We start from the raw sequence: 24,818 nt of genomic DNA, 5'->3' as shown, positions 1-24,818 counted from the left end.
ACTTCCTCTTAAAATTCTGACAATAATAATTCCAATTCAGGCGTTAGTGAAATCCAATGGTCTCGGTGAATTACCACTCCCTTTGGTTTATTGGCTTTCAGCATATCTTGCAAAGCTGACTGCCCAAAACGAACACGTCCTTTTCCTAAAATGCGCTCTGTGTCCTTTTCATAGACGGTCACAATATCATCATAAGAAAAGTGTCCTGACATTTTTGAAATTCCTGAAACAAGTAAGCTCTTGCCTTGCTCACTCAATGCTGTGCTTGCTCCTCTATCCACCCAGATAGAACCTTGACTGGTAGCGTAAAAAGCCAACCATTGTTTTTGCGTTTTCATATTTTTGGCTGAAGCAGTAAAAAATGTGCCATTTCCCTGACTTTCTGCAGCTTCGATGAGGGGTTGATCTTTCAAAGAAGAGCAAATGTAAACAGGAACCCCTGCCATAGTGGCAATCGTTGCTGCTTTCAGCTTGGTCAGCATACCACCTGTTCCATTAGAAGAGCCTGCTCCACCTGCCATTTCAAGCAAATCTGTCGTAATCTCCTCTACCAAATCAAGGCGCTTGGCATCAGGATGATTGACTGGATTTGCCGTATAAAGCCCGTCAACATCCGTTAATAAAATTAACAAATCTGCTTGTACCATAGACGCAACTTGAGCGCTCAACGTATCATTGTCACCGACTTTCAATTCAGCAATGGAAACCGTATCATTTTCATTGATAATCGGAATGGCTCCTCGGTTGAGCAAGACAGAAATCGCCTGATGTGCATTTTTATAGCGTCGTTTATCCGCAAAATCATCTTGTGTTAGTAAAATTTGAGCCGAGACAATCTTTTTCAATAGCAGATTCGTCGTGTATTCTTCTAGCAACAAGCCCTGACCTACCGCTGCGGACGCTTGCTTGTCTGCAATTTTTGTCGGGCGTTTCTTAAAGCCCAAAGATGAGAAACCCGCTGCTATAGCTCCTGATGAGACTAAAATCACTTCGTGCCCTGCTTCATGTAGCATGGCTAACTGCTGAGTAATCACTCTCACTTTCGCTCTCGATAAACTTCCATCCTCATTTGTTAAAGAACTGGTACCGACTTTACATACAATTCGTCTATATTTCATAACCCTCTCCAAAGCTGATATATTGCATTATTATACCAAAATTTCGAGCAAAATAAAAAAGAAATGAAGCAGAAAGAGATATTCTCTCACTCCATTCCTTTTCTCAATTTCTCTAGTGTTTCTTGGAAAATAGCTGGCGCTTCTGCTGTAAATTCCATGACTTCTCCCGTCTTAGGATGAGTAAATCCAAGTGTTCTGGCATGTAAGAATTGTCCATGCCCTTTTAGCGTTTTACGCGGTCCGTACACTTCGTCTCCTGCTACTGGATGACCAATATAAGCCATGTGCACACGGATTTGGTGGGTACGACCTGTTTCCAACTGCAATTCTACCAGCGTATAATTGCCAAAACGCTCTAAAACGTGAAAACGTGTCACAGCTGGCTTTCCCTTTGCCGTGACAGCTTGTTTTTTTCTATCTTTTTCGCTGCGTCCAATCGGTGCTTCAATAACGCCTCTGTCATTCGGCAGATTGCCATGCACAATCGCCCAATATTTCCGCAGGGATTTTTTATCTTTTAACTCCTCAGCAAGCTTGATATGCGCATCATCGTTCTTGGCAATCATCAGCAATCCTGATGTATCCTTATCAATCCGATGGACAATTCCAGGGCGCAAAACACCATTAATACCGGACAAATCCTTGATATGGTACATCAGCGCATTGACCAGTGTTCCACTCGTATGCCCTGCACTTGGATGCACCACCATACCTTGAGCCTTGTTCACCACTGCGACATCTTCATCCTGATAAACAATATCTAGCGGCAGATTTTCTGCTACATACTCCAGTGCTTCTGGTTCGGGCAATTCATAAGTAATCACATCACCTGCCTTGACGGCATACTTGGCTTTCTTGACTTGCCCGTTGACTAAGATTTGTCCATTTTTGATTTGCTCATTGGCATGGCTGCGGGATAATGATGTCAAATCAGCAACCGCCTTGTCCAACCGTACACCGCCAATCTCTACTTTAACTTGCATTGTCCTCTTCCTTTAACATCATCACTATCAGTACAAGCACGCCAATCGTCAGATAACTATCCGCAACATTAAAAATTGCAAAATTGATAAAATCAAGCTGAAACATATCCACGACAAAGCCTTGGCGCATACGGTCAATAAAATTACCAATTCCCCCTGCAATAATCAAGCTCAAACCAGACAACAGCCAGGCAGAACCTTTAATGTGTTTGCTCAAATACCAAATAGCAGCTCCAATCACCACTAAAGTAATTACCGCAAACAACCATTGCTGGTTTTCCAGAATTGAAAATGCCGCACCTGTATTTCGCAAATAAGTCAAACTCAAAATCTTTGGAATGAAGGGCTTTACTTCGCCTAATTGAATGTTTTTGACAATTTCAAACTTGACCCATTGATCCAGCGCAATCAAGGCTACAATCACAATTGGCACCATCACTTTTCGTTTCATTTTTTTCCTCTTTTTGCAAAATATTCTTCCATCACAGCAACAAAAGCTGCACCGACCGGCGAAAGCTCTACTTCTTCGCGTTTGACATAAACCATACGGTTTTCCAAATTGTCTTTTAACCGAATCACCGTAATGCCGTTTACGCTATTGCTATCCAAAAATCCAGAGCCTGTCGCATAAGCATCTGTCCGCTCTAAAATACCATTTAAAGTGGCACGGTCCGTCACATTAAACATCTGAGAACTGGCACTAGTATCCACAAAATTCTCTGAGTAATAAAGATATTCGTCCTTTTCCTGTGTAAAACGAACTGTCGGCAGATCTGCTAAATCTTCCATAGTAAGCTCCTCTTTCCCAGCTAAGGGGTGATCTGCCCGTAGATAGATATGCGTCTGAAAAGGAATCAAATCTACCACTTCCAGCCCCAATTTATCAATCCGCTGCATCATTCCCTTGGTATTTTGATTGTTCAGATAGATAATGCCAATCTCGCTGTGTCCTTGTGCAACTTCGTTTAAAATCTGCACCGTTGTAGATTCAAAAATTCGGAAATTCTTACCTTTTGGATAGCGTTTAGCAAATTCTGTTATCAGAGGCGGCAAGAAATCATAATGCTGGCTGGCAATGGAAAATTCTGCTTTTTCTTCCTCTGGATTGGCATACTGATTTTGAAAGACATCAAATCCTTTAACCAATTCTTGAGCTTTTTCGTAAAATTCCATCCCTCGACGTGTCAGAAATGTACCGCTACTCGTTCTGCGAAATACTTTAAAACCCAGTTCTTTTTCTAATTCTCGAACCGCAATGGATAAACTAGGCTGGCTGACATACATTTTCTCAGCGGCTTCACGAAAGGTGCCACTATTGGCAATGGCTACAACATAGCGCAGTTGTTGAATATTCATCCTTTTATCCTCTTTCAAGTGTTTTATCATTATACCATAAATCAAGGCATAACTAAACCTTCATACACCCATGAAATCCAGTTACTAGCAGCTTTCTGCTCAAATAGAAACTCCATTGTAAGTGACACTCTATTTCTTTCATTATACCATGAAAAGGGCGGAGCGAGAACTTTGACAAAGAGGTCTATTCAAGATATAATGTAAAAAAATAAACTGAGGACAAGGACATGGCAAATTCAAAGCTTATTACGCGGCTGAAACGCTCCGAAGGACAACTGCGCGGCATTCAAAAAATGATAGAGGAAGAGCGCGACTGTGCGGACATTATCACCCAATTAACCGCTGTTCGCTCTAGTGTCGAGCGGGTCATTGAGTTGATGATTACTGAAAATCTCACTGAATGTCTCAATCACCCTTTGGACGACCCCGAAGCACAAAAAGAGCGACTAGAGAAAGCCGTCCAATACCTTATCAAGCGAAAATAACCTCAGCAGGCGACGAAAACTGCTGAGGTTTGTTTATTTACGGTACACAATATAAGGGATGATTCCAACTATCACTTTTTTAGAAAAATAGAACTGCACAATGGGCAAAAGTAGTTCTTAAAGGAGTGTGTCCGCCCGGCGGACGAAGTGAACCTGTTTCTAGGCAAGTCGTCAGCCCGGCGGACAGAGCAAACTTGTTTCTAGGCAAGCTGTCAGCCCGGCGGACGGAGTGAATTACTTTTAGGACAGATTATCGACCCGGTCGACGGAGTGGACTGCTTTTAGGGGCAGGTTGCCAACCATTGAAAGAAAAAAACATCTCAATATGATATAATAAAGATAATAAAACAAATCAAAGGAGGCAAGTAAAATGGACTTATACACAAAAGTAGAAGAAACCTTAAACAAGTTAAACATTCCATTTGAAATCGTGGAACACGAACCGGCCCTTACGACCGAGCAAGCAGACAGCTTTATCGAAGGCATTGAAGGTGTCCGCACCAAAACGATGTTTCTCACTAACAAGAAGAAAACTGCCTACTACTTGCTCATCATGGACGACAAAAAGCGCTTGGACATGGACTTGTTTAAAGAACTGGTAAAAGCCAATAGAATCCGTATGGCATCCTCTGACAGCCTATTTGAAAAAATGATGTTGCCAGCAGGCGTCGTCTCTCCATTTGGATTGTTAAACAATGCCGATAAAGACATTCAAGTCTATTTTGACAAAGAAATCATGTCAGAAAAACGCATGAGTTTTCACCCCAATACCAATGAGAAAACACTCTTTTTAAACACGACAGACCTACTCAAATTCCTAGAAGCCATTGGTTACGAAGCTCATATTATTGAATTGTAATACGAATAAACCCGATTAAGATAGCACTTAATCGGGATTTCTTTTACTTTACTCTACCTCTCCGGGCCAGATATTCATACCCCCAGCCACATTGGTTACATCAAATCCTTGCGCACTTAAAAACTGACACGCAGCCGCAGAACGTGCGCCAGATTGGCAGATGACATAGTATTTCTCCTGCTGGCTGAGTTGTTTGTAGCCCGTCTCAAAAGTGCTTAATGGCAAATTTTTTGCCGTCGGCACGTGTCCCATTTGAAACTCATAATCTTCTCGCACATCAAGAATGGATAAGGTTTCTGTCTGATATTTTTTATAAAATTCAGGCATGCTGATGCTAGTTTCCATATTCTACCCCCTCTGGTTTTACCATTTTGTACAAGGCAAAGGCGCCGTCTAGATTTTGAACAGAAAATCCTGCTTGTTTGAGAATGCGCTCGGCAATATAGCTACGAAGTCCACTATGACAGCTCACGATATAATCCTGCGACTTGTCTAACTCTCCTAAACGCTCACGCAATTCATTTAAAGGAATGTGAACCGTATCCACTTTCAAATGACCTTGTTGAAGCTCACTGGCCGTCCGCACATCTAGGAACTTCTTACCAGCAGCTAGTTCATCTTCCAATTCATACCACTGGATATTGTCGCTCAAACCTTCTACTAAGTTTAAGGCTGCATATCCCAGCATATTGACCGGATCTTTAGCAGAGCCAAACGGTGGTGCATAGGTAAATTCCAACTCTGGCAAATCAAAAATGGTTAGATTACCTTTAATAGCCGTTGCCAAAATATCAATCCGCTTATCAACGCCTTTTTTCCCAACACCTTGTGCACCATAAATTTTGCCACTTGTTGGCTCAAAGAGGAGTTTCAAGGTCACATCAGTCGCACCCGGATAGTAGCCAGCATGATCCTTACCACTGACATGAATAACTTGATAAGGCAGGCCATTCATACGAAGAATGCGCTCGCTCAACCCTGTTGAAGCTGCCGTCATGTCAAATGCCCGAACAATAGCTGTACCAATGCTGCCTTTATTCTTTCGAGCTACTCCAGCAATCACATCCGCCACTTGACGACCTTGACGATTAGCAGGCGAAGCCAATGAAATCAGTGCATCTTCTCCTGTAACTTCTTGCTTGACAACAATCGCATCGCCGACTGCATAAATATCAGGTTGACTGGTTTCATAACGCTCATTGACTAAGATACCGCCACGCAATCCCAGCTCAATACCTGCTACCTGTGCTAAAGCATTCTCTGGTTGCACCCCGACAGATAAAATGGTCACATCAGAAACAATTTTTTGCCCATTCTCCAGTACAATGACCTTTCCCTTGTCCTCAAACCGCGTAGCAGACTGAGAAGTAACTACTTGAATGCCGTTTTTCAACAATTCAGCCTGAACAAAAGCAGCCATTTCTTCATCAAGCGGTGGCAAAACATGCGGTGCTTTCTCAACAATTGTCACATTCAAACCACGCTTACGAAGATTTTCTGCCATTTCAAGTCCAATGAATCCAGCCCCAATCACCACAGCTTCTTTTGGTTCTTTCTCCAAAGCTAACATAATCTCATCTAGGTCAGGAACATTACGTAAAGTATAGGTATTTTCAGCTGTTTCCAAACCTTCAATTGGAGGCACAAAAGGCTTTGCCCCCGGCGATAAAATCAACTTATCATAACTCTCTGTAAATTCCTTTCCGTCATGCCGAACCGTCACTATATGTTGATCTGGTGAGATAGCCGTCACTTCATGGAAAGGTCGCACATCTAAACGAAAGCGTGCCTTTAAACTCTCAGGCGTTTGCACTAACAAGTCTTCCCGCTCAGCAATTTCTCCAGAAACATAGTAAGGCAGACCACAGTTCGCAAAGGAAACGAATGGCCCCTTTTCAAAAATAATAATCTCAGCGTCTTCTTTTAGCCGTCTTAAACGCGTCGCTGCAGACATTCCACCTGCAACTCCACCAACAATGATAATTTTCATTCAACTTCCTCCTTTATCACTTTTAAACAACTTTTCCAGTCCAAGCACTCATACCGCCTTGAACATTGACAACATCGTAGCCTTTTTTCTTTAGCTTTTTGGCTGCCATTTTGCTCCGCACACCGGAATGGCAAATGACATACAGTGTTTCATTTGTTGCTGGCGTGTATCTTGCGATTTCATTGAGTGGGACATTCTTCGCGCCTTTGATATGACCACGCCGATATTCAGACGGTGTTCGTACATCTAGCAGTTGAATCTTCTCTTTTAATTTTTGTTCCAATTCACTTGTAGAAATACTATCTATTTTCGTAAATAAGTGAAACATAAGCACCTCCGTTTATACCCTTATGGGGTATATTAAACCATGAAGCTTTTCTTTTGTCAAGAATCTTGTTTCAATATTTTTATAAAAAAAGAAGCCCCACAAATCAACCACATTAGGTTGCTTGTGAAGCTTATCCTTTCTATCGAATGATTCAACCTTTAGATCACTTTTATATGTTTACAAAAGATTCATCAATCTTCTTTTTTTCGACGACCAATATAACCGAAAGCTGATAAAAGTAAACTTACGCCCGTCAGCGTTGCAAGCGTTGGACCAACTTGAGAATCACCTGTGCTTGGCAAGATTTCTGTTTTCGTTGGAGTTGCTTTTGTAGGAGTCGTTGGTACAACTGTCGGAGTAGTTGGCTTGTCCGGCGTTGACGGAACTACTGGAGGAGTTGGTTTATCTGGAGTTACTGGGATCGCAGTATAATAAACATCCTTAACCATATCCTCTTGAGTGACTGTTTCTGCCGAAACAGTTGCCACATCTACTGTGTAGCCTGGAATGACTGGAGATGGAACAGCGTCATAGGTTGCCTTGTCAGCTACCCAATCCGTAGTCTTCACAACATCTCCCGTTACCTTATCTTTCGTCACCGTCCGTGTCCAAGTTACTGTTTGCACATTATCGGCTGGCGTCTGGCTACCTGCTCCATGATAACGAACCGTCAAGCTCACTTTCTTGCTTTCTTGACTTTCTGCTGTGCCATGTTTCAAGTGAACTTCAAATTTTTGATAAGTTTCATTATAAATTACACCCGTACTTGGATAATTATCTGAAACAAGCTCATAGCCTTGACTTGTATAATGAGAGATCGTGTCCGCTGTTCTGTAAGAATCCGTTGTATTATAATCACCAGTTAATTCTTTCGTTTCAAGAGTTGCACCCGTTGTATCATCAATATAGCGAACTTGGGCCCTTTCTTGATTAGCTTTATAAACAACTGTTTCAACGATATCCTCACTATCACCTGTGATACCATCAACAGCTGCAACAATTGGTTTATCAGCTGTATAACCTGTAATCATTGGGGAAGTGACCGCTGCGAAAGTTCCTGTAACGGGTGACCAAGAGCCTTTAGTGGAAAGTTTTGTCACCTCATCCGTTTTCACTTCTCGAGTAAAACTCAATGAAGTACCATAACTTGATCTTGCTTCGCTACCGTTTTGATAAACATAATGAATCGTTTCCTTGATAGTTTTAATCTCACTAGATGTTGTTACTTTATGTTTTAAATGAACCACCACATTTTGGTCCACGCTGCTATCTTTATCAAACTGAGCTGGAAGATCGTCCTTAGAAACCAATTCATAACCCTTATCAGTATAACCTTTGACAATTCGATCGTACTTCGTTTGTGCGTCAGTTGGTAGGTTTGTACCTGAATGACCTGTCGTCAATTCTACTTGGTTTTCTAAAGTCGTACCGGTTGTGTCATCAATAACTGTATAAGTCACTTTTTGAGTTTGAATACCATAATGAACATCTTTAACAATATCTTCTTGCGTGACTTTTTCTTGCGGAACTGTTGCCACATCAACCGTGTATCCAGAAATTACTGGCGATGGAACAGCATTATAATTTGCTTTATCTGCTGTCCAATCTGTGGTTTTCACAACATCGCCCGTCACCTTGTCTTTCGTCACTATCCGTGTCCAAGTTGCCGTTTGCACATTGTTGGCTGGTGTTTGGCTACCAGCTCCATGATAGCGAACCGTCAAGCTCACTTTCTTGCTTTCTTTGTTATCTGTTGTACTATGTTTCAGACGAATGACAACGTTTTGATCTTTCGTGCTATCCTTGTCAAACTTGGCTGGTAAATCATCTTTAGAGATTAACTCATAGCCTTTATCTGTATATCCTTTGACAATTTGTTCATACTTCGTTTTAGCAGTTGTTGGAAGGGCAGAATCCGAATCACCAGTCGTTAATTCTACTTGGTTTTCCAAAGTTTTTTGTGTCGTTTCATCAATGACTGTATAAGTGACTTTTTGCTTATCAGCTGTATATGTGACTTTTACAACCACATCTTTACTATCACCTATGATACCATCAACAGCTTCAACAACTGGTTTGTCAGCTGTGTAACCTGCAATTATTGGAGAAGTGACTGCCACAAAAGTACTTGTACTTGGAGACCATGCACCTTTTGTAACAGCTTTTGTTACTTCATCAGTCCTCACTTCTCTAGCAAAGTCTAGTGTAGCTTTATGACTTTCTGCTGCTTGGCTACCATCCTTATAAACATAATGAATTGTTTCAGTAACAGTTGTATTTTCCGTAGATGCTGTCACTTTATGTTTCAAGTGAACAACGACATTTTGGTCTACGCTACTATCTGTGTCAAACTGAGTAGGAAGATTGTCCTTAGATACCAATTCATAACCTTTAGCAAGATAATCATCAACGGCTTTATCATACTTCGTCTGCGCATCATCAGGAAGATTTGCACCAGAATCACCTGTTGTCAACTCTACCTTGTTCTTTAAAGTAGTGTGGGTTGTATCATCAATAATAGTGTAAGTGACTTTTTGCTTGTCGGCCTTGTATTTAACCGTAACCTTGATGTCAGTCTGATCAGCAGTTACGTGTTCTGCGTCAACTTTAGCCTTATCTGGTGTGTAGCCATCAACAGTTGGAGAAACTACCTCTGGGAAGGTTCCGACAGACGGAGTCCAAGCACCTTGCGTAGTCGTTTTAGTCACTTCATCTGTTTTCATTTCTCTAGAGAAAGTCAAGGTCGTTTTCTTCTCTGGAGCTGCTGGTGTATTGTCATCCTCGTAGAGGTAGTTAATAGTTTGCGTTACAATCTTGGTTTCTGTAGAAGTTGACACTTTATGTTTCAAGCGAATCACCACGTTTTGGTCCACGCTGCTGTCGGTGTCAAATTGGGCTGGCAATTCATCCTTAGAAGCCACTTCGTAACCTTGTGTTAAGTAGCCTGCGACTACGGTGTCGTATTTCGTTTGTGCTGCGGCCGGAAGAGCTGCACCTGACTCGCCTGTTGTCAATTCAACCTGATTTTCCAGAGTCTGACCTGTTGTCTCATCTACGACTGTGTAAGTAACCTTTTGGTTTTGAGCAGTATAATGCACATCCTTAACAATATTCTCTTGAGTAACTGCTTCAGACGGCACTGTCTCGACATCCACGCTATAACCAGGAATCACTGGTGATGGCACAGCATCATAGTTTACTTTGTCGCTTGTCCAAGGTGTTGTTGAAACCTCTGTGCCTGTGATTTTATCTTTTGTTACTGTACGAGTCCAAGTCGCTGTTTGCACCTTATCTTCTGGTGTTTGTTCCCCAGCACCGTGGTAACGAACAGTCAGGTTCACAGCCTTGCTTTCTTGGATATCAGTGGTACCATGCTTCAAGTGAACAACTACATTTTGATCATAACTACTATCAAGGTCAAACTTAGCTGGAAGCTGCTCTTTTGACACCAATTCATAGCCTTGAGCTAGATAAGCATTCACGATTAAATCATATTTTTCTCGGGCACTGTCTGGAAGAGGAGTATCAGAGCCTCCGCTGGTAAGTACTTCCTTATCTTTCAGCGTTTTTTGGGCAGTGTCGTCAATGATGGTATAGGTTACTTTTTGCTTATCTGCTTTATAGGTAACCGTTTCTTCAATATCTGCGCTATCTCCCGTAATCTGTTCAACGGCTGCTACAGTTGCCTTATCTGGTGTATAACCATCAATCTTTGGAGAAACTACCTCTGGGAAGGTTCCGGTAGACAGGATCCAAGGACCCTTATAGACAATCTTATTAGTCACCAGATCCTTGTTGTTAATCCGATAGAACTTCAAAGTCTGAACCTTCGTATCCGCTGCCTCTGTGTTATCTTCATAAACATACTTGATGGTCTCTGTGACTGTCTTTGTTTCTTGAACTGCAGCTCCCTTATGACGTAGATGAACTTCAAAGGTTTGAAGATTTTCATTATAGGTTACACCAGTTGCTGGATAACCATCTGAAACGAGTCCATAATTTCGATCAGTATATTTCTTAATAGTGGCAGCTGTTCTATATGGATCAGTCTGTCCATAAAGTCCATTCAGAGCCTTCGTTTCAAGCGTTTCACCTGTTGTGTCATCGATATAAGTTACCTTTGCACTAGCTGGATTAGCTTTGTAAACAACCGTCTTTTCGATATTTGGACTATCAGAAGTAATGTTGTCAACTGCTGGAACCTCCGCTAAATCTGGAGTGTACCCTTTGATTGCTGGTGATGTTACGGCCGCAAAACTTGTTCCATTTTCCGCTGTCCAATCACCAGTTGTTATATTTGTAACGAGGTCAGTTGTTGCTGTTCTAGTGAATTTTAAAGTGCTAGTGTGATCTGGAGCCGCTGTTGCACCGCCATCATAAATATAATGGATGGTTTCCTTAACCGTCTTTTCTTCTGCTACTGAGGTTGTTTTATGACGCAGACGAATAGTGACGTTTTGATCAACCGTATCATTGGTGTCAAATTGATTCGGTAGCGCTTCCTGAGAAACCAACTCATAGTTTTGAGCTAGATAACCTGCTACGACAGCATCGTAAGTCGTTTGCGCTTGCCCTGACACAGCTCCATTGGAGACACCTTTTTCCAACAAAACTTTATCTTCCAGCGTCTGACCTTTCGTCTCATCAATCACCGTATAGGTCAGTTTCTGTTCATTCGCCTTGTACACGACCTTACGTTCCACATCACTGCTGGTAGCACTGATGTTCGCAACTGCATCAACAGTTGGAAGATCCGCTGTGTACCCTGCAAGCACAGGAGAAGTTACCGCTGGGAAGGTAGCTGTTGATGGAGACCAAGTGCCCTCATTGACAATATCATTGGTTACCAGATCCTTGGTGTTGGTCCGATTAAAGTCTAGGTTTTGAACTTTAGGAGTAGCTGCTTCGCTGCCATTCTCATAGACATATTGAATCGTTTCTTTGACAGTTTTAGTTTCAACTTCTGGAGCTGTCTTGTGACGTAAGTGAACCTCAAAGGTTTGAAGATTTTCATTATAGGTTACACCAGTTGCTGGATAATTATCTGAAACAAGTTCATAGTTTTTATCTGTGTACTTTTTGATTGTTTCAGCTGTTTTATATGGATCAGTAGTATTATATGCACCAGTCAGTTCTTTTGTTTCAAGAACTTTTTCTCCTTTAGCATCGTCGTCAATGTATTTGACTTTGGCATAGGATTGTTTGGGTGAGTACACATAGTAAAAGTTTTGATCCTCATTGATGAATGGAATCGGCTTGGCTTCTTTTAATTGTGAGCCGTACGCATTGATTACTGTATCAGCAGTTACAAGACTATAACCCGCAATTGTTTTTGGAGCAGCTTGATAATCAGGTGTTTGGGGGGCCATTGCTCCTGCTGGATAGCCATACTTAAAGTCTCGAGTTTCTAACTCCTTACCATTTGTGTCAACATAGTGTATGGTGATCTTCTTTTGACCGACAGCACGCGCAATGGATGGAGTTGTTTTCGCAGAAAGCTTTTCCTCTTTTATCTTTTTTATAGTACCATTGTCATCAACACTATAACTAAAACTCTTAGACCCTTCACCTAGAGCATTTTCAATTGATGAATCCGCAAAAGTAATCCGAGTTGAATGACCTGTACCTTGAATAACGTTAGCATTTTTTAAAATACTACTAACTTTTCTGTTAACCTCTTCTGTTCTATTAATTTCTTGATACTTATCGCCCATTTGAGCATAGTCGTCAGTTGGCCAAATATCATGATAGGTAGTAGCACCATTTCCTGTCATTTTTCCTAAATTAATAGCAACTGTGTAGGTCCCATCTCCATTATCAATAACAACCGAAGAGTTTTTACCTGCTTGTTTTAATGCTTTAACAATCTCTTCATCAGTTGAATTTGCTGGCAGTTCAACTAATTTGTTATCTGGGTCTGAATTGATGCTAATAGAAGTTGAAGTATCTCCTTTAACAAGATATTTTCCATCCTCACTAATTGCTAAAGTAGAAGTATATCTTTTAAGGTCTGGTTTGATACTAACAATTTTTGACCCATTACTTGGTTTTATACGATGGACAGAAATGATATCACCATTTGGAATTCCTGTTTGTCCAGAGTTGGTACCATCGCTTGACAATAAATTATTATAATAATTTGCATCGCCAGTTGAAGTGCCTATTTTTATTGAATTTGCTCTATCGCTACTTGCACTATTATAAACAGCAAAATTCGCCTGTGCTTTCTCAAATGTTCTTGGTGTTGGTTTAAAAGTAAACTTATTGCCATTTATTTCTAAAATAATATTTTCATAACTTGATTTTGCTGTAAATTTCCCAATAGTCGCTGCCTTTTGAGTAATGGATACTGTCTTTTCCGTATTTCGAGGCATATCTTGGAAGCTTTGGTCTAAGGTAATTTCATAGGCAAGATTATTGGGATCTGAGTGCACAAATTTAATTGTTCCAACACCCTCGATACGCTCTGCCGTTCCAGAACCAAGATTTGCATAGTAAGCACCGTAGGCATTATTTTCCAATTTAACTGGAATACGGAGAACATCTCCTTTTTTCAAGGTTCCATCTTGTGTGATTTTAAAGTCCATTTGAACCTTGTCAAGGGAAACTTCTTGAGCAGGTAAGGGTTCTGTATCCCCTGGATTCATGACTGTTCCGCCTTTTGTCGTAACTGTTACGGAAAAGTCTGAAATATGTGAAGAAGCTTCCTTCACACTTCGGCGAGTACGCACCGCACCTGCCGAACGAAAGGCAGAATAAGACTGCGCATTAGTTGACTGTTCGATTGGCTTAGGCTCGGCAGAAGCTGAATTTCCTTTTGCAACTGCTGCAGAGGTTGAAGTATCCGCAGATACCTTGTTTGTGCTTTCTGCCACTGAGCTGGTTGTCGGAACTGATACTTTCTCGTCTGGCTGCCCAGTAGTTTGTGCTGGAGTTTCAACTTTTTCTACTGCTGTTGCTCCTGAAGCTGAAGCGGCATTCTCTGACACTGTCGCAGGTGCTGGGGAACTATTATTTTCAGCGCCTGCTGAAGTTCCTTCTGATACTGGCACTTCAGTTGTTGAAACTGAAGTGCTTGGAGTTGATACCTCCGAAGCCAAGCCTGCTGCCGCAGTTGTGTCAGTCGAAGCTGGAGCCGTAACATTCTCTGTTGACACAGCGTTCACACTACTGTTCTCATCCGCTTGAACAGTCGGCGCCCCAATAGCTAGCCCATATATAGCCAGACTGGCTATTGCAATCGAAACAAGCCCAACATTTTTCTTTCTCAAAGAAAATTTATCACGTTTTCCATTATAAAGTTTAAAACTTTTCAATTAGTATATTCCTTTCATGGTAAAATATCTATATAATTTTTATCTGATGGGTAAAGTTGAGAATAAAAACCTATTACCCATTCCTAAAAAATTGAATAAAGCTACTTTATATATTATACTTTGATAATTGGAATAATTCAACTAATATGATACTAAAATACATGAAAAACACATGTAAAATGTACTTAAAATAAAGATAGCTGCAAAGTTGTTCACAGCTATCTTATAATGAGATGAAGATTGTTCGTTTTATCTACATTTCTTTTGTTGTTTTCAAATTATCATTTCCAAAAGAAAGACCCGTACCATGAGGTAGGGACTTTTAATTCTTATTTCGCAATTGGGTAAACAGAAACTTGTTTTTTATCGCGACCTTTGCGTTCAAAGCGTACAACGCCTTCCACTTTCGCAAACAAAGTGTCATCTCCACCGCGTCCAACATTGACACCTGGATAGATGTGAGTACCGCGTTGACGATAAAGAATTGATCCACCAGTTACAGTTTGTCCGTCAGCCGCTTTAGCTCCAAGACGTTTTGCTTGTGAATCGCGTCCGTTAGATGTAGAACCTCCACCTTTTTTGTGAGCGAAAAGTTGCAGGTTCGCAAGATTCATTTTCAACATAATGTTTTTCCTCCGTGTTAGTTTTCTGTGATAACTCTTGTCTGGACGAACTCAGCTGAGTCCTCCGATAGGTTTGCCATACCCAAGAAGAATGATTCAAAGAAAAGTTGAGTCATTTCTCTTTGGTGAGATGGAATATCCGTAGGAATCTCTACCCGTAAGAATCCACCTTCTTTTTCGTTTAATTCTAAGATTGGTTCATAGCCTGCGAATTTCTCAATCGAATTGATGAAATTTATGGCAAGCGTAGAAACCGACGCACACACGACATCAAAGCCGTATTCGCCACTTTCGGCGTGTCCAGTAATTTCTGCACTCCTCAGCTCACCATCCTCGGCTCGTTCAAAGACTGCTTGTATCATGTGCTCTCCTTAAAAATTAAGCGTTGATTGCATTGATGACAACCTTAGTATATGGTTGACGGTGACCTTGTTTACGATGGCTACCTTTTTTAGGTTTGTACTTGTAAGTAACAACCTTCTTTTGTTTTCCTTGTTTTTCAACAGTTCCAACAACAGTAGCTCCAGAAACAAGCGGAGTTCCGACAACAGTGTTTTCACCACCAACAAGAACAACTTCGTCAAATGTTACATCTTGACCAGCTTCAACGTCTAATTTTTCAACGTAAATTGCTTGACCAACTTCAACTTTAACTTGTTTGCCGCCAGTTTTAATGATTGCGTATGTGCTCATTATGCACCTCCTATGAATTTTACGGGTTTCCCCTAATTTTGTGAAGACTCGCCTAGCATCGTGGGACGAACCACTTATGACGATGTTCGAGCGGTTGCACAGGCTGTGCATAGTCAACTCTATAAGTATAGCATTTCTGGAATAGTTTGACAAGTATTTTTTATCAAAAAGTAGCTATCTGATGAATTGTTAAGCAACAGCAAAACAATTTTCGCTACAACAATCCCTCAATCATCTCATCCACTTCGTCTGTTTCTGCTTCTGGTGTGATTTCAGTAATGATGATACCAGCAACAGCACGTTCCACTAATCCTTCCACATCCATACGTGTTTCGTATTGCTCTGCATTTTTTATCTTTGGATTGGTTTTCGGACGATCTGGAGCAAAAATGGTACAGCAATCTTCAAAGGGCTGAATTGAGATATTAAAGGTATCAATCTTTTCAGCAATGTCAATGATTTCCAGCTTATCCATGGTCACTACTGGGCGAATAATGGGAGTGTTAGTGACAGCATTAATCGCTTGCATACTCTCTAGCGTTTGGCTAGCAACTTGACCAAGGCTTTCTCCATTGATGATAACAAGTCCCTCGCGTTCTTCACGAATGCGATCTGTAATGCGCATCATAAAACGACGAGTTAGGGTCATCAGATAAGCTTCTGGTGCTTTAGCTTTGATTTCTTCTTGGATTTCTGTAAATGGCACTTCAATAAATTGAATATTGCCACCAAATTTGGTTAATTTGCGCGTCAAATCCTGCGCCTTTTTGAGGGCACCGGGACTTGTATAAGGCGGACTAGCAAAGTGCACCGCTTCAATATCCACTCCACGTTTTAGAGCTAGATAGCCTGCAACGGGTGAATCAATCCCGCCTGACAACATCAGCATACCTTTTCCAGATGTTCCGACAGGAAGACCGCCTACTCCACGAATCGTTTCATAGGACAGATAGGCTGCTTCTTCGCGGATTTCTACTTGCAGTGTAATATCTGGCGCTTTCATCTTGACTTGAACATGTGGAATCGCATCAAAGACCGCATTCCCCAAGGTCTGGTTCAATTCACGACTATCCAATTCAAAATTGTGGTCACTGCGTTTGCTGGCAATCTTAAAAGTCATCCCCTCTTTGTAAATTTCTTTCATAATTGTCTGCACCGCTTCAACCAAAGCAGGAACTGATTTTTCAATCTTATAAGACGGAGAGAAATTTTGAATCCCAAAAATTTGTTTAAGCGATTCTGCAACAGGTTGATAGTCCGTTCCGTGAAGATAGACATGTGCACGATCTCGGTCTGCTTTCACATGCACATCTGGGTAAACAGAGAGGACTGCTTGCATATTGCGTTTCAATTTGTTAATAAAACGCATGCGATTTTTTCCTTTGGTTGAAAGCTCGCCGTAACGAACCATAATTTCTGAATATTGCATTGTTTACCTTACTTTTCTAGTTTTTTCATAAATGAGTTTAAACGTTGTCAGGAATTGCTCAATCTGACTCATGTCATTATCGGCATCCAGACTAATTCGCACAGCCGTTTGAGCTAGGGATTTTTCAACACTCATAGCTATTAAGGTTCCAGCTGGTTTGCCAGCTTTAGAGGAACAAGCACTCGTAGTAGATATATAAATGTCATACTCTTCAAAAGCATGAACCACTACTTCACCTCGTACACCTTTAATTCCCAAAGTCAAGATATGGGGTGCAAACTCTTCTATTCCTGAAAAGATCGTCACATCAGGATACTTAGCTAGCTCTTCTAGGATAATCTCTTTCATTTTTGCGGTTCGTGTGGTGAAGGCTTCCAAATTTTCCATAGACATGCGCAAGGCTTTTGCGGTTGCTGCAATACCCGCCAAATTTTCAGTCGTAGAACGCTTGTCTGATTCTTGACCGCCGCCATTCAACAGCGGACTGATTTTCTTACCAGACTTGATATAGACAAAACCAACACCCCGTAAACCATGAAATTTATGACTAGAAAATGTCGCAAAGTCCACGCGCTCAGTTAAATAATCTTCTGTTGAAATCTTAGCTATTGCCTGCACTGCATCCACATGAAAAGAAATAGTTGGCTTGTCCGCTAAGAGTTCTGAAATAGCTACAATTGGTTGAACAGAGCCGATTTCATTGTTGACCGCCATGACTGAAATTAAAGTTGTATCCGGTCGGATAAGGGTAGCTAATTTTTCAACATCTACAAAACCTTTTTTATCAACAGGCGCAAAATCCACTTCAAAACCTTGCTGCATCAGCCAGAGAGCGGATTCTTTCACTGCTGGATGCTCAATAGCAGATACAATGATATGCTTACCATAGTGCGCTTTTTCAAAAGCCACACCCTTGATAACCCAATTATCACCTTCCGTCCCTCCAGACGTAAAGAAAATCTCTTGAGAGGATTTACCGAGAAGCTCCGCAATTTGCTTGCGAGATGCATCTAACAAGCGGGTCGCCTGATTGCCCAAACTGTGGAGACTAGAAGGATTTCCCCAAATTTTAGAAGCAACTTCTGTATAGGTAGCCAAAGCCTCTGGGTAAGGCTTGGTCGTTGCTGAATTGTCTAAATAAATCATCTTAAATCTCTCCATTTCAATACTCCTATTGTAACACGAAAAAGAAATGGGGACAACAGCAAGACTTGAAATGAAAAGACCCTCCAAGTTTTGACTTGAAGAGCCATGAAGGTTAATCATAAAATTCATGCAAGAGAGCGAATAGTTCCTGTTGTTGTTCCATGAGGCTTTGACCGATTGTCGTTGATTTTATCAAAGTTCGCTCACGGACATGCTCAATCACTCTCTTCAAGGATGAGAGATCTACAGCCTTCTCAATCATTTTTTGCACATTTTGAAAAGGTTGGTGTGTGACAATTTGAAAACCATATGAATTATTGAGCAAGGAATAGCCAGCAATTCCCGTTTTCTTTTGATAGGCTTCACACAAACCACCGTCAATAACGAACAGCATTCCTTCACCTCGAATTGGAGATTCGCCTTTCAACGTTTTTACAGGTGTATGCCCATTTACAATCCTAGAATCTTCAGAAAAGAGACCGAATTCTTCCAAAATCAACTTGCAAATCTTAGCAGAATTCCGATAGGAGAAATAGGGATTTTCCTTTTCAACGTGCGTTTCCTTATCCTCAATAAAATAACGCTCCAAGGTGGTCATCTTATCCTTGCCAAACAAGGGAGACAGTTTTCCATTCCAACAATACCAGATAAGATCCGTTGAGAAATCGTCTTGAATCTTTGGATTTTTAGAACTTTCTCGAATGTGATATTCAAAAAAGTCGAGCAATTCTTTGCCAGCATAGCGAATTTCATTGATCTGTAAAGGTTGAAAATCTCCAGATTCTTCCAAAGGAATGCAGCCATGAAAAAGGAGGTGATTATTATAAATCTTATACATCGAACCCTTGTTCATCAAAAAAGAAATGTGACGTTTGATTTGAATTGAATGCTGAAAAGAATCTAGCAAAGTAGCAACCACTTCCTCTTCCTCGTCTGTCAGCTGATCTGGCTCTTGAGGATTGATTGTTTGGAAGCAAGTATTAGCTAAAAAATGCTTCTTTTCTCCAACTAGAATACTCTCTTCCCAATAATCAATCTTATCAAGCGTCAAGTTTTGAGCCATATCAAACTCCGGCCGCCTTTTAATCAGTTGATTTTCCAATTTAAACTGAATGATTGCTAGTGCTTGGTGAACCTTTTCCAATTGGAGAATTTCTTTAGGAGAATAGCTGTCGCTTCGTTTTCCTAAGTTGGGCTTAAATTTCGCATTTTCCGAATAAGTCTTTTCGGCAAAAAGAACGATCGGTCTTAGATTGAGACCATAAGCTCTCTCAATATCGTAAAGATAGCCATATCTAGCAGCTATTCGCAAGAGAATAAGCAAACATTCTTTCGAGCCAAAGAAAGCCCCCATCCAGATAATATCGTGATTGCCCCATTGAATATCCACAGAATGATAAGCCATGATTTCATTCATTACTTTATCTGCGGCTGCCCCGCGGTCAAAAATATCGCCAACTATATGAAGATGATCAATGATTAACTGCCGAATGACCTTTGCTAATGCCGAAATAAACTGACTTGCCTCGCCTAAATCAATCAAATAGTTCTGAATCGTTTCAAAATAAATATTGCTATCCGGCAAATTTCGATCTGTATAGAGCAATTCTTCAATCACATAAGCATATTGTGGTGGCAAAGCTTTTCTCACTTTGGAACGAGTGTATTTTGCTGCCACAAAAGTTAGCAAAGTCAACAAGTTTTGAATAATTTCTCCATACCAACTCTTGTCTTTCAAAGGATAAAGAAAACCATCGCTCAAAACTTCCTGGGGATAAGCAATCAGCAAGGTCAGCTTGTCTTTTTCCGCTTTTGATAATTCCTCTCCAAAGCAGTCGTTGATTTTTTCATTCAGATTCCCCGCACAGGTCCTTAGGATATAGTCAAAAGCCTCAAACTCACCGTGAATATCGCTAAGATACAATTCTGTCCCTTTTGGCAAATTTAAAATAGCTTCCAGATTGATTAACTCTGTAATGACCTTTTGCTTGGAATCAAACTCTTTTAATAAAATTCGTTTGTATTGCTCCATTCGTTCACCTCGTTTAAATACAGCACCTTAGGGCTTTAATTCTTATTTTGAAGCCAGAGATTTTAAATGTTCTTCAATAATGCAAGCCGTCTCTTCAATAGATTTATCTGTCATATTGATAACATGAGCCTGATATTTTTGGAAAACTTTTTTAGAATAGTCCAATTCTTCATAAATTTTTTCAATATCTGTATAGCTTGTAGCTTGTGTCAAACCGAGCGCATCCAGACGGTTACTTCTCACTTTTGCCAATTTATCTGGGTCACACACCAAGCCTATCATTCTTCTTCTATCTACTTTATCCAAGACTTGCGGTAGCGGAACCTCTGGAATCAAGGGAAGATTGGATACTTTGTAGCCTTTATTAGCTAAATAGATGCTGAGCGGAGTCTTGGAAGTTCGAGAAACTCCCAGAATCACAAGGTCTGACTCCAAAAATCCTTGCGGGTTCTTGCCGTCATCATATTTAACAGCAAATTCAATAGCAGAGATTTTATTGAAATATTCCGTGTCCAAACGGTGTAAGACTCCCGGAACTTCAATCGGCTGAGTACCTGTTTTTTCCTTGATGATTTCAAAGAACGGATTCATCAAATCCAGATAAGACAAATGATTGACTCTGCTAAATTCCCTCGCAGTTGCTGCTAAATGACTGTCTACTAAGGTACTGATCACAACTGCGTCATCCTTGATAGCGTCCTGCAAAATATCCAACAATTCAGATTCCTTATTGATAAAAGGAAACCGATAGCTATTATTAAAAATCAAATCTGGGTATTGAGCCATGACGGCTGATAGTAATTTTTGGGATGTTCCTCCCAAAGAATCAGAAATGGCGTAAATGGTAATCTCTTGTTTCATGAAAACTCCTTTTTTATCTATTCACTTCTGCATTTCTAGCTTCTTGGATAATAAAGTCCAACAAAGCTGACTTCGTAATTGTTCCGATAATATGACCTTCATTTTGCTCCTCCACAACAGGCAAGGAATCAATGGCAAAATCCTGCAAAAGTGCCGCAGCTTCAAGGATATTCAAATCTTTATGGCAGGTTTTTATATGCGGCATTCTGGTCATGCAAACAGCTACTGGTGTCACATCAATATTGGCATTGAGGGCAGCCCTTAACAAATCCTTTCGCGATAAAATACCTAGTAGCTGCTTTTTTTCATCTATCACATAGAGAACATCTGCATCATACATAAATAAAGTAATAATGGCATCTTGAATAAACGAATCGTGCGTCACCAATACTGGTGAGGTCATGACATCTTCAACTTTCTTCTGAAAAGTATCAAAGAAAAAGAGCGTTTCCAAATCCGAACCAGCATAAGTGTAGCCAACTTTCGGACTTGCTTTTAAAATCCCCACTAAGGTTAGAAAGGATAAATCTGAGCGCAAAGTTGCCCTAGACACATCTAGCAGTTCTGAGATTTTTTCACCGCTAACCGGTTGATCTTTCTTTACAATCTCAACGATCTCTTTTTGTCGTTTTGTTAATTTCAACTTTTACTCCTTTTCCAATATCAATTTTAAATCATTATTATGTGTCATATTATAACAAATAAAACTCGTTTGTCAACGATTTATGATTGGCTTTTTCAGTTGACAAACATATATGACGTATATTACAATGTATTTGTCTTTTATTATGACACATATTTAATAAATTGGAGGCAAAAATGGATAAATGGATTTATTCTTTTGAAGAAGGACGCGCTGAAGACAAGGCGCTACTAGGTGGTAAGGGTGCCAATTTGGCAGAAATGACCCATTTGGGGCTACCTGTACCTGAGGGATTTACGATTACAACTCAAAGTTGTCTACGTTATTTAGAAACTCCTTCCTTTTTCGAATCTATTTTAAAAGAGGAAGTTTTGAAAGCGATTACTAAGCTAGAAACCAAAACGAATAAATTTTTCATGGGGAATGAACCCTCACTACTACTGGTTTCTGTCCGTAGCGGAGCTAAAATTTCTATGCCTGGTATGATGGACACGATTCTCAATCTTGGACTAAATGACTTGCGTGTTCAGACTTTAGCAGATGCGACAAATGCCAATTTCGCTTACAATTGTTATCGGCGTTTATTGCAGATGTTTGCTGATGTCGTTTACGGCATCCCCAAAGAAGAATTCGACCAATGTTTAGAAAAAACCGAAAAACAATTGAATAAGAAGGTCAATGACTTTTCAAAAGAAGAACACCAATCACTTATTCAACAATATAAAGAAGTCTATCAGGAACACTATCAAAATTTCCCACAAAGCCCTAAAGAGCAACTTTACGCTGCTATCAAAGCGGTATTCAAATCATGGAACAATCCACGCGCTAAAGTCTACCGTGAACTAAACCACATTCCACATGATTTAGGTACGGCTGTCAATGTCCAGAGTATGGTATTTGGCAATAGCGACCAAAAAAGCGGCACAGGCGTTGTTTTCACCAGAAATCCTGCCACTGGTGAACATCATCTATTTGGGGAATTTTTGCTCAATGCTCAAGGAGAAGATGTCGTTGCCGGTATTCGGACTCCAGAGCCGATTGACTCTCTTAAACGGATCTTACCGCAAGCCTATGAAGATTTCTGCAACTACGCCAAGGTTCTTGAAAAACACTACAAAGATATGCAAGATATTGAATTTACTATTGAAAAAGAAAAACTTTATATCCTGCAAACTCGAAACGGAAAAAGGACGGCTAAAGCAAGCTTAAAAATTGCTTTGGATTTAGTGAATGAAAAAATGATTTCAAAGCAAGAAGCTCTCCTACGAGTCAGTCCTTCTGCCATTACCCAACTGATTCACCCTGTTTTTGAAGAAAAAGCTTTAACATCAGCTCATCACTTAACTCAGGGGCTTCCCGCTAGTCCAGGTGCCGCAACAGGAGAAATTGTCTTTACTGCCGAGCGCGCCAAAGAATTTCATGCACTTGGAAAGAAAGTGATTTTAGTTCGCCAAGAAACTTCTCCCGAAGACATTGAAGGAATGGTAGTTAGTCAAGCAATCGTGACCAGTCACGGTGGCATGACTTCTCATGCAGCCGTTGTAGCTCGTGGCATGGGCACTTGTTGTGTCGCAGGATGCGGAGAATTATCTATCAATGAAGACGGAAAAACACTTGTATGCGGTAAGGTAACCTTAAAAGAGGGAGACATCCTTTCTGTAGACGGCACTTCCGGCAAACTCTACATTGGAAGCATTCCAACCACTATGATTGATAATAATGACGAATTACAACTGTTCCTTTCTTGGGCAGATGAGATTGCACAGCTAACCGTTCGAGCGAATGCTGAAACCATTCAAGATTTGAAAACAGCTGTTCAATTTGGAGCCAAAGGCATTGGTCTTGCTCGTACAGAGCATATGTTCTTTGGTGAGGAACGGATTTTAGAAATGCGCAGATTGATTTTATCAACGAATGAAATCGAAACTAAGTTTGCTTTAATGACACTTTTGGCATTTCAAGAAGAAGATTTCTATCAGATGTATCAAACCATTCAAGATAAACCGATGATTGTCCGCTTGCTAGATCCGCCTATGCACGAATTTTTACCAAAAACACAACAGGAAATTGAGCAATTAGCTGGGAAATTGCAAGTACCTCTTGATACACTAATGCGGAAAATCACTTCTCTGCAAGAAACGAACCCAATGCTGGGACATCGTGGTTGCCGCTTAGGAATTACACAGCCTGAAATTTATAAAATGCAGGTAGAAGCCATTTTTAATAGCGCTATAAGACTAGCAAAAGAAGGCATGATCATTAAGCCAGAAATCATGATTCCTTTAATCTCAGAAAAGGCGGAGTTGGTTTCAATCAAAACATCTCTTTGTCAGCATATTGAGAAGATTTTCAAGAAACATCACATGCAGTCATTCCCTTATGAAATCGGTACAATGATTGAGCTGCCACGCGCTTGTTTCATCGCAGATCAGTTAGCCGAGGAAGCAGACTTCTTTAGTTTTGGTACCAATGATTTGACGCAAATGACCTATGGTTTTTCTCGTGATGATATTGGAAAATTTATCCAGCATTACAAAGAGGGAGAAATCATGTCATTTGATCCATTCCAAACCATTGACCGAGCTGGAGTGGGCGAGCTCATGAAAATAGCTATTTCAAAAGCTCATCAAGTAAAGCCAGAACTTCCAATTGGTATTTGCGGTGAAGTCGGAGGAGATCCTGCTTCTATTCCTTTCTTTCAAGAGATTGGCATTACTTATGTTTCTTGCTCACCTTATCGCGTTCCTGCTGCACGATTAGCTGTTGCGCAAGCACATCTTTCCTAGTTCCTTCCTTATAAGTGAATCAGCTCTTTCTATCTGCTAACAGGACAGACAAGGATGGAGCTGATTTTTTGTAAAAGGTAATTTTTTCAATCAATTTTCGATTGCTTTACATGAAATTTTCAACATTTTAAATTTTTTTAAGACAATTTTAAATAAAGAGGGTATAATGA

General features: G+C 40.5%; 19 protein-coding genes and 1 other annotated feature. Of the genes, 3 read left to right on the top strand and 16 right to left on the bottom strand.

The features are described 5' to 3' along the window. Positions 1-8: 8 nt before the first annotated feature. The 4 genes from proB to SanJ4206_RS03940 all read right to left on the bottom strand — a co-directional run bounded on the left by proB (position 9) and on the right by SanJ4206_RS03940 (position 3,457). A complete protein-coding gene (proB, locus tag SanJ4206_RS03955; RefSeq protein WP_003027476.1) occupies positions 9-1,118 on the bottom strand; it encodes a glutamate 5-kinase in 1,110 nt (369 codons plus the stop codon). Positions 1,119-1,204: 86 nt separating this feature from the next. Beyond that, positions 1,205-2,101, bottom strand: coding sequence for an RluA family pseudouridine synthase (locus tag SanJ4206_RS03950; protein ID WP_003027479.1), 897 nt, complete (start codon positions 2,099-2,101; stop codon positions 1,205-1,207). Beyond that, positions 2,091-2,552 (bottom strand): signal peptidase II, encoded by a 462-nt coding sequence (gene lspA, locus SanJ4206_RS03945; protein ID WP_003027481.1) that lies wholly within the window; start codon positions 2,550-2,552, stop codon positions 2,091-2,093. The genes SanJ4206_RS03950 and lspA overlap by 11 nt, the downstream gene beginning before the upstream one ends. Continuing rightward, positions 2,549-3,457 carry a LysR family transcriptional regulator gene (locus SanJ4206_RS03940; RefSeq protein WP_022525349.1) on the bottom strand — a complete coding sequence of 303 codons (909 nt, stop codon included), beginning with the start codon at positions 3,455-3,457 and terminating at the stop codon, positions 2,549-2,551. Before SanJ4206_RS03940 ends, lspA begins: the two co-directional genes overlap by 4 nt. Before the next feature lie 227 nt (positions 3,458-3,684). Here SanJ4206_RS03940 and SanJ4206_RS03935 point away from each other — a divergent pair, with 227 nt between their 5' ends. Together SanJ4206_RS03935 and SanJ4206_RS03930 are read left to right on the top strand one after the other, a co-directional pair. Then, complete coding sequence (locus tag SanJ4206_RS03935) at positions 3,685-3,942, top strand: metal-sensitive transcriptional regulator (protein ID WP_003024959.1); 258 nt, start codon at positions 3,685-3,687, stop codon at positions 3,940-3,942. Between the two features lie 370 nt (positions 3,943-4,312). Next, positions 4,313-4,801, top strand: coding sequence for a prolyl-tRNA synthetase associated domain-containing protein (locus SanJ4206_RS03930; protein WP_003027485.1), 489 nt, complete (start codon positions 4,313-4,315; stop codon positions 4,799-4,801). A gap of 48 nt (positions 4,802-4,849) precedes the next feature. Here the strand turns inward: SanJ4206_RS03930 and SanJ4206_RS03925 are convergent, their stop codons facing one another. From SanJ4206_RS03925 to SanJ4206_RS03870, 12 genes are all read right to left on the bottom strand, one after another. Then, entirely contained in the window at positions 4,850-5,146 is a 297-nt protein-coding gene (locus SanJ4206_RS03925; protein WP_003027488.1) for a rhodanese-like domain-containing protein, read from the bottom strand. Beyond that, positions 5,136-6,791: an FAD-dependent oxidoreductase gene (locus SanJ4206_RS03920; protein WP_003027491.1), complete on the bottom strand. Its 1,656-nt coding sequence runs from the start codon at positions 6,789-6,791 to the stop codon at positions 5,136-5,138. The genes SanJ4206_RS03925 and SanJ4206_RS03920 overlap by 11 nt, the downstream gene beginning before the upstream one ends. Before the next feature lie 22 nt (positions 6,792-6,813). Next, complete coding sequence (locus tag SanJ4206_RS03915; protein ID WP_003024970.1) at positions 6,814-7,119, bottom strand: rhodanese-like domain-containing protein; 306 nt, start codon at positions 7,117-7,119, stop codon at positions 6,814-6,816. 191 nt (positions 7,120-7,310) lie between these two features. Further along, the gene (locus SanJ4206_RS03910; RefSeq protein WP_231466422.1) at positions 7,311-14,390 is read right to left on the bottom strand and encodes a mucin-binding protein; all 7,080 of its coding nucleotides are present in this window, start codon (positions 14,388-14,390) and stop codon (positions 7,311-7,313) included. Between the two features lie 374 nt (positions 14,391-14,764). Continuing rightward, entirely contained in the window at positions 14,765-15,058 is a 294-nt protein-coding gene (rpmA, locus tag SanJ4206_RS03905; protein ID WP_003032879.1) for a 50S ribosomal protein L27, read from the bottom strand. A gap of 17 nt (positions 15,059-15,075) precedes the next feature. Continuing rightward, on the bottom strand, positions 15,076-15,420 hold the full coding sequence (locus SanJ4206_RS03900; protein ID WP_022525083.1) for a ribosomal-processing cysteine protease Prp: 345 nt from the start codon (positions 15,418-15,420) through the stop codon (positions 15,076-15,078). Positions 15,421-15,436: 16 nt separating this feature from the next. Continuing rightward, positions 15,437-15,751, bottom strand: a complete 315-nt coding sequence (gene rplU / locus SanJ4206_RS03895) for a 50S ribosomal protein L21 (protein ID WP_003035040.1) — start codon at positions 15,749-15,751, stop codon at positions 15,437-15,439. A 34-nt stretch (positions 15,752-15,785) separates the two neighbouring features. Continuing rightward, positions 15,786-15,857 (bottom strand) — a sequence feature (ribosomal protein L21 leader region). Positions 15,858-15,965: 108 nt separating this feature from the next. After that, complete coding sequence (thiI, locus tag SanJ4206_RS03890) at positions 15,966-17,180, bottom strand: tRNA uracil 4-sulfurtransferase ThiI (RefSeq protein ID WP_022525084.1); 1,215 nt, start codon at positions 17,178-17,180, stop codon at positions 15,966-15,968. A gap of 3 nt (positions 17,181-17,183) precedes the next feature. Then, the gene (locus SanJ4206_RS03885) at positions 17,184-18,326 is read right to left on the bottom strand and encodes a cysteine desulfurase family protein (protein WP_037593306.1); all 1,143 of its coding nucleotides are present in this window, start codon (positions 18,324-18,326) and stop codon (positions 17,184-17,186) included. Between the two features lie 112 nt (positions 18,327-18,438). Then, complete coding sequence (locus tag SanJ4206_RS03880) at positions 18,439-20,358, bottom strand: fructose-bisphosphatase class III (protein ID WP_022525086.1); 1,920 nt, start codon at positions 20,356-20,358, stop codon at positions 18,439-18,441. 42 nt (positions 20,359-20,400) lie between these two features. Beyond that, positions 20,401-21,219: a pyruvate, water dikinase regulatory protein gene (locus tag SanJ4206_RS03875; RefSeq protein WP_003027505.1), complete on the bottom strand. Its 819-nt coding sequence runs from the start codon at positions 21,217-21,219 to the stop codon at positions 20,401-20,403. A 13-nt stretch (positions 21,220-21,232) separates the two neighbouring features. Next, a complete protein-coding gene (locus SanJ4206_RS03870) occupies positions 21,233-21,862 on the bottom strand; it encodes a CBS domain-containing protein (protein ID WP_003027508.1) in 630 nt (209 codons plus the stop codon). 176 nt (positions 21,863-22,038) lie between these two features. Here SanJ4206_RS03870 and ppdK point away from each other — a divergent pair, with 176 nt between their 5' ends. Next, positions 22,039-24,648 (top strand): pyruvate, phosphate dikinase, encoded by a 2,610-nt coding sequence (ppdK, locus tag SanJ4206_RS03865; protein ID WP_003027512.1) that lies wholly within the window; start codon positions 22,039-22,041, stop codon positions 24,646-24,648. The last annotated feature ends 170 nt before the right edge of the window (positions 24,649-24,818 follow it).

Source organism: Streptococcus anginosus (assembly GCF_001697145.1).
Classification (GTDB): Bacteria; Bacillota; Bacilli; order Lactobacillales; family Streptococcaceae; genus Streptococcus; species Streptococcus hominis.
The sequence above is the reverse complement of the archived record's forward strand: the minus strand, read 5'-3'. Positions and strand labels throughout refer to the sequence as shown.

Bases quoted from the DNA above. Each gene is read 5' to 3' on its own strand.
- proB (WP_003027476.1), bottom strand. From the start codon at position 1,118: ATGAAATATAGACGAATTGTATGTAAAGTCGGTACCAGTTCTTTAACA.
- SanJ4206_RS03950 (WP_003027479.1), bottom strand. From the start codon at position 2,101: ATGCAAGTTAAAGTAGAGATTGGCGGTGTACGGTTGGACAAGGCGGTT.
- lspA (WP_003027481.1), bottom strand. From the start codon at position 2,552: ATGAAACGAAAAGTGATGGTGCCAATTGTGATTGTAGCCTTGATTGCG.
- SanJ4206_RS03940 (WP_022525349.1), bottom strand. From the start codon at position 3,457: ATGAATATTCAACAACTGCGCTATGTTGTAGCCATTGCCAATAGTGGC.
- SanJ4206_RS03935 (WP_003024959.1), top strand. From the start codon at position 3,685: ATGGCAAATTCAAAGCTTATTACGCGGCTGAAACGCTCCGAAGGACAA.
- SanJ4206_RS03930 (WP_003027485.1), top strand. From the start codon at position 4,313: ATGGACTTATACACAAAAGTAGAAGAAACCTTAAACAAGTTAAACATT.
- SanJ4206_RS03925 (WP_003027488.1), bottom strand. From the start codon at position 5,146: ATGGAAACTAGCATCAGCATGCCTGAATTTTATAAAAAATATCAGACA.
- SanJ4206_RS03920 (WP_003027491.1), bottom strand. From the start codon at position 6,791: ATGAAAATTATCATTGTTGGTGGAGTTGCAGGTGGAATGTCTGCAGCG.
- SanJ4206_RS03915 (WP_003024970.1), bottom strand. From the start codon at position 7,119: ATGTTTCACTTATTTACGAAAATAGATAGTATTTCTACAAGTGAATTG.
- rpmA (WP_003032879.1), bottom strand. From the start codon at position 15,058: ATGTTGAAAATGAATCTTGCGAACCTGCAACTTTTCGCTCACAAAAAA.
- SanJ4206_RS03900 (WP_022525083.1), bottom strand. From the start codon at position 15,420: ATGATACAAGCAGTCTTTGAACGAGCCGAGGATGGTGAGCTGAGGAGT.
- rplU (WP_003035040.1), bottom strand. From the start codon at position 15,751: ATGAGCACATACGCAATCATTAAAACTGGCGGCAAACAAGTTAAAGTT.
- thiI (WP_022525084.1), bottom strand. From the start codon at position 17,180: ATGCAATATTCAGAAATTATGGTTCGTTACGGCGAGCTTTCAACCAAA.
- SanJ4206_RS03885 (WP_037593306.1), bottom strand. From the start codon at position 18,326: ATGATTTATTTAGACAATTCAGCAACGACCAAGCCTTACCCAGAGGCT.
- SanJ4206_RS03880 (WP_022525086.1), bottom strand. From the start codon at position 20,358: ATGGAGCAATACAAACGAATTTTATTAAAAGAGTTTGATTCCAAGCAA.
- SanJ4206_RS03875 (WP_003027505.1), bottom strand. From the start codon at position 21,219: ATGAAACAAGAGATTACCATTTACGCCATTTCTGATTCTTTGGGAGGA.
- ppdK (WP_003027512.1), top strand. From the start codon at position 22,039: ATGGATAAATGGATTTATTCTTTTGAAGAAGGACGCGCTGAAGACAAG.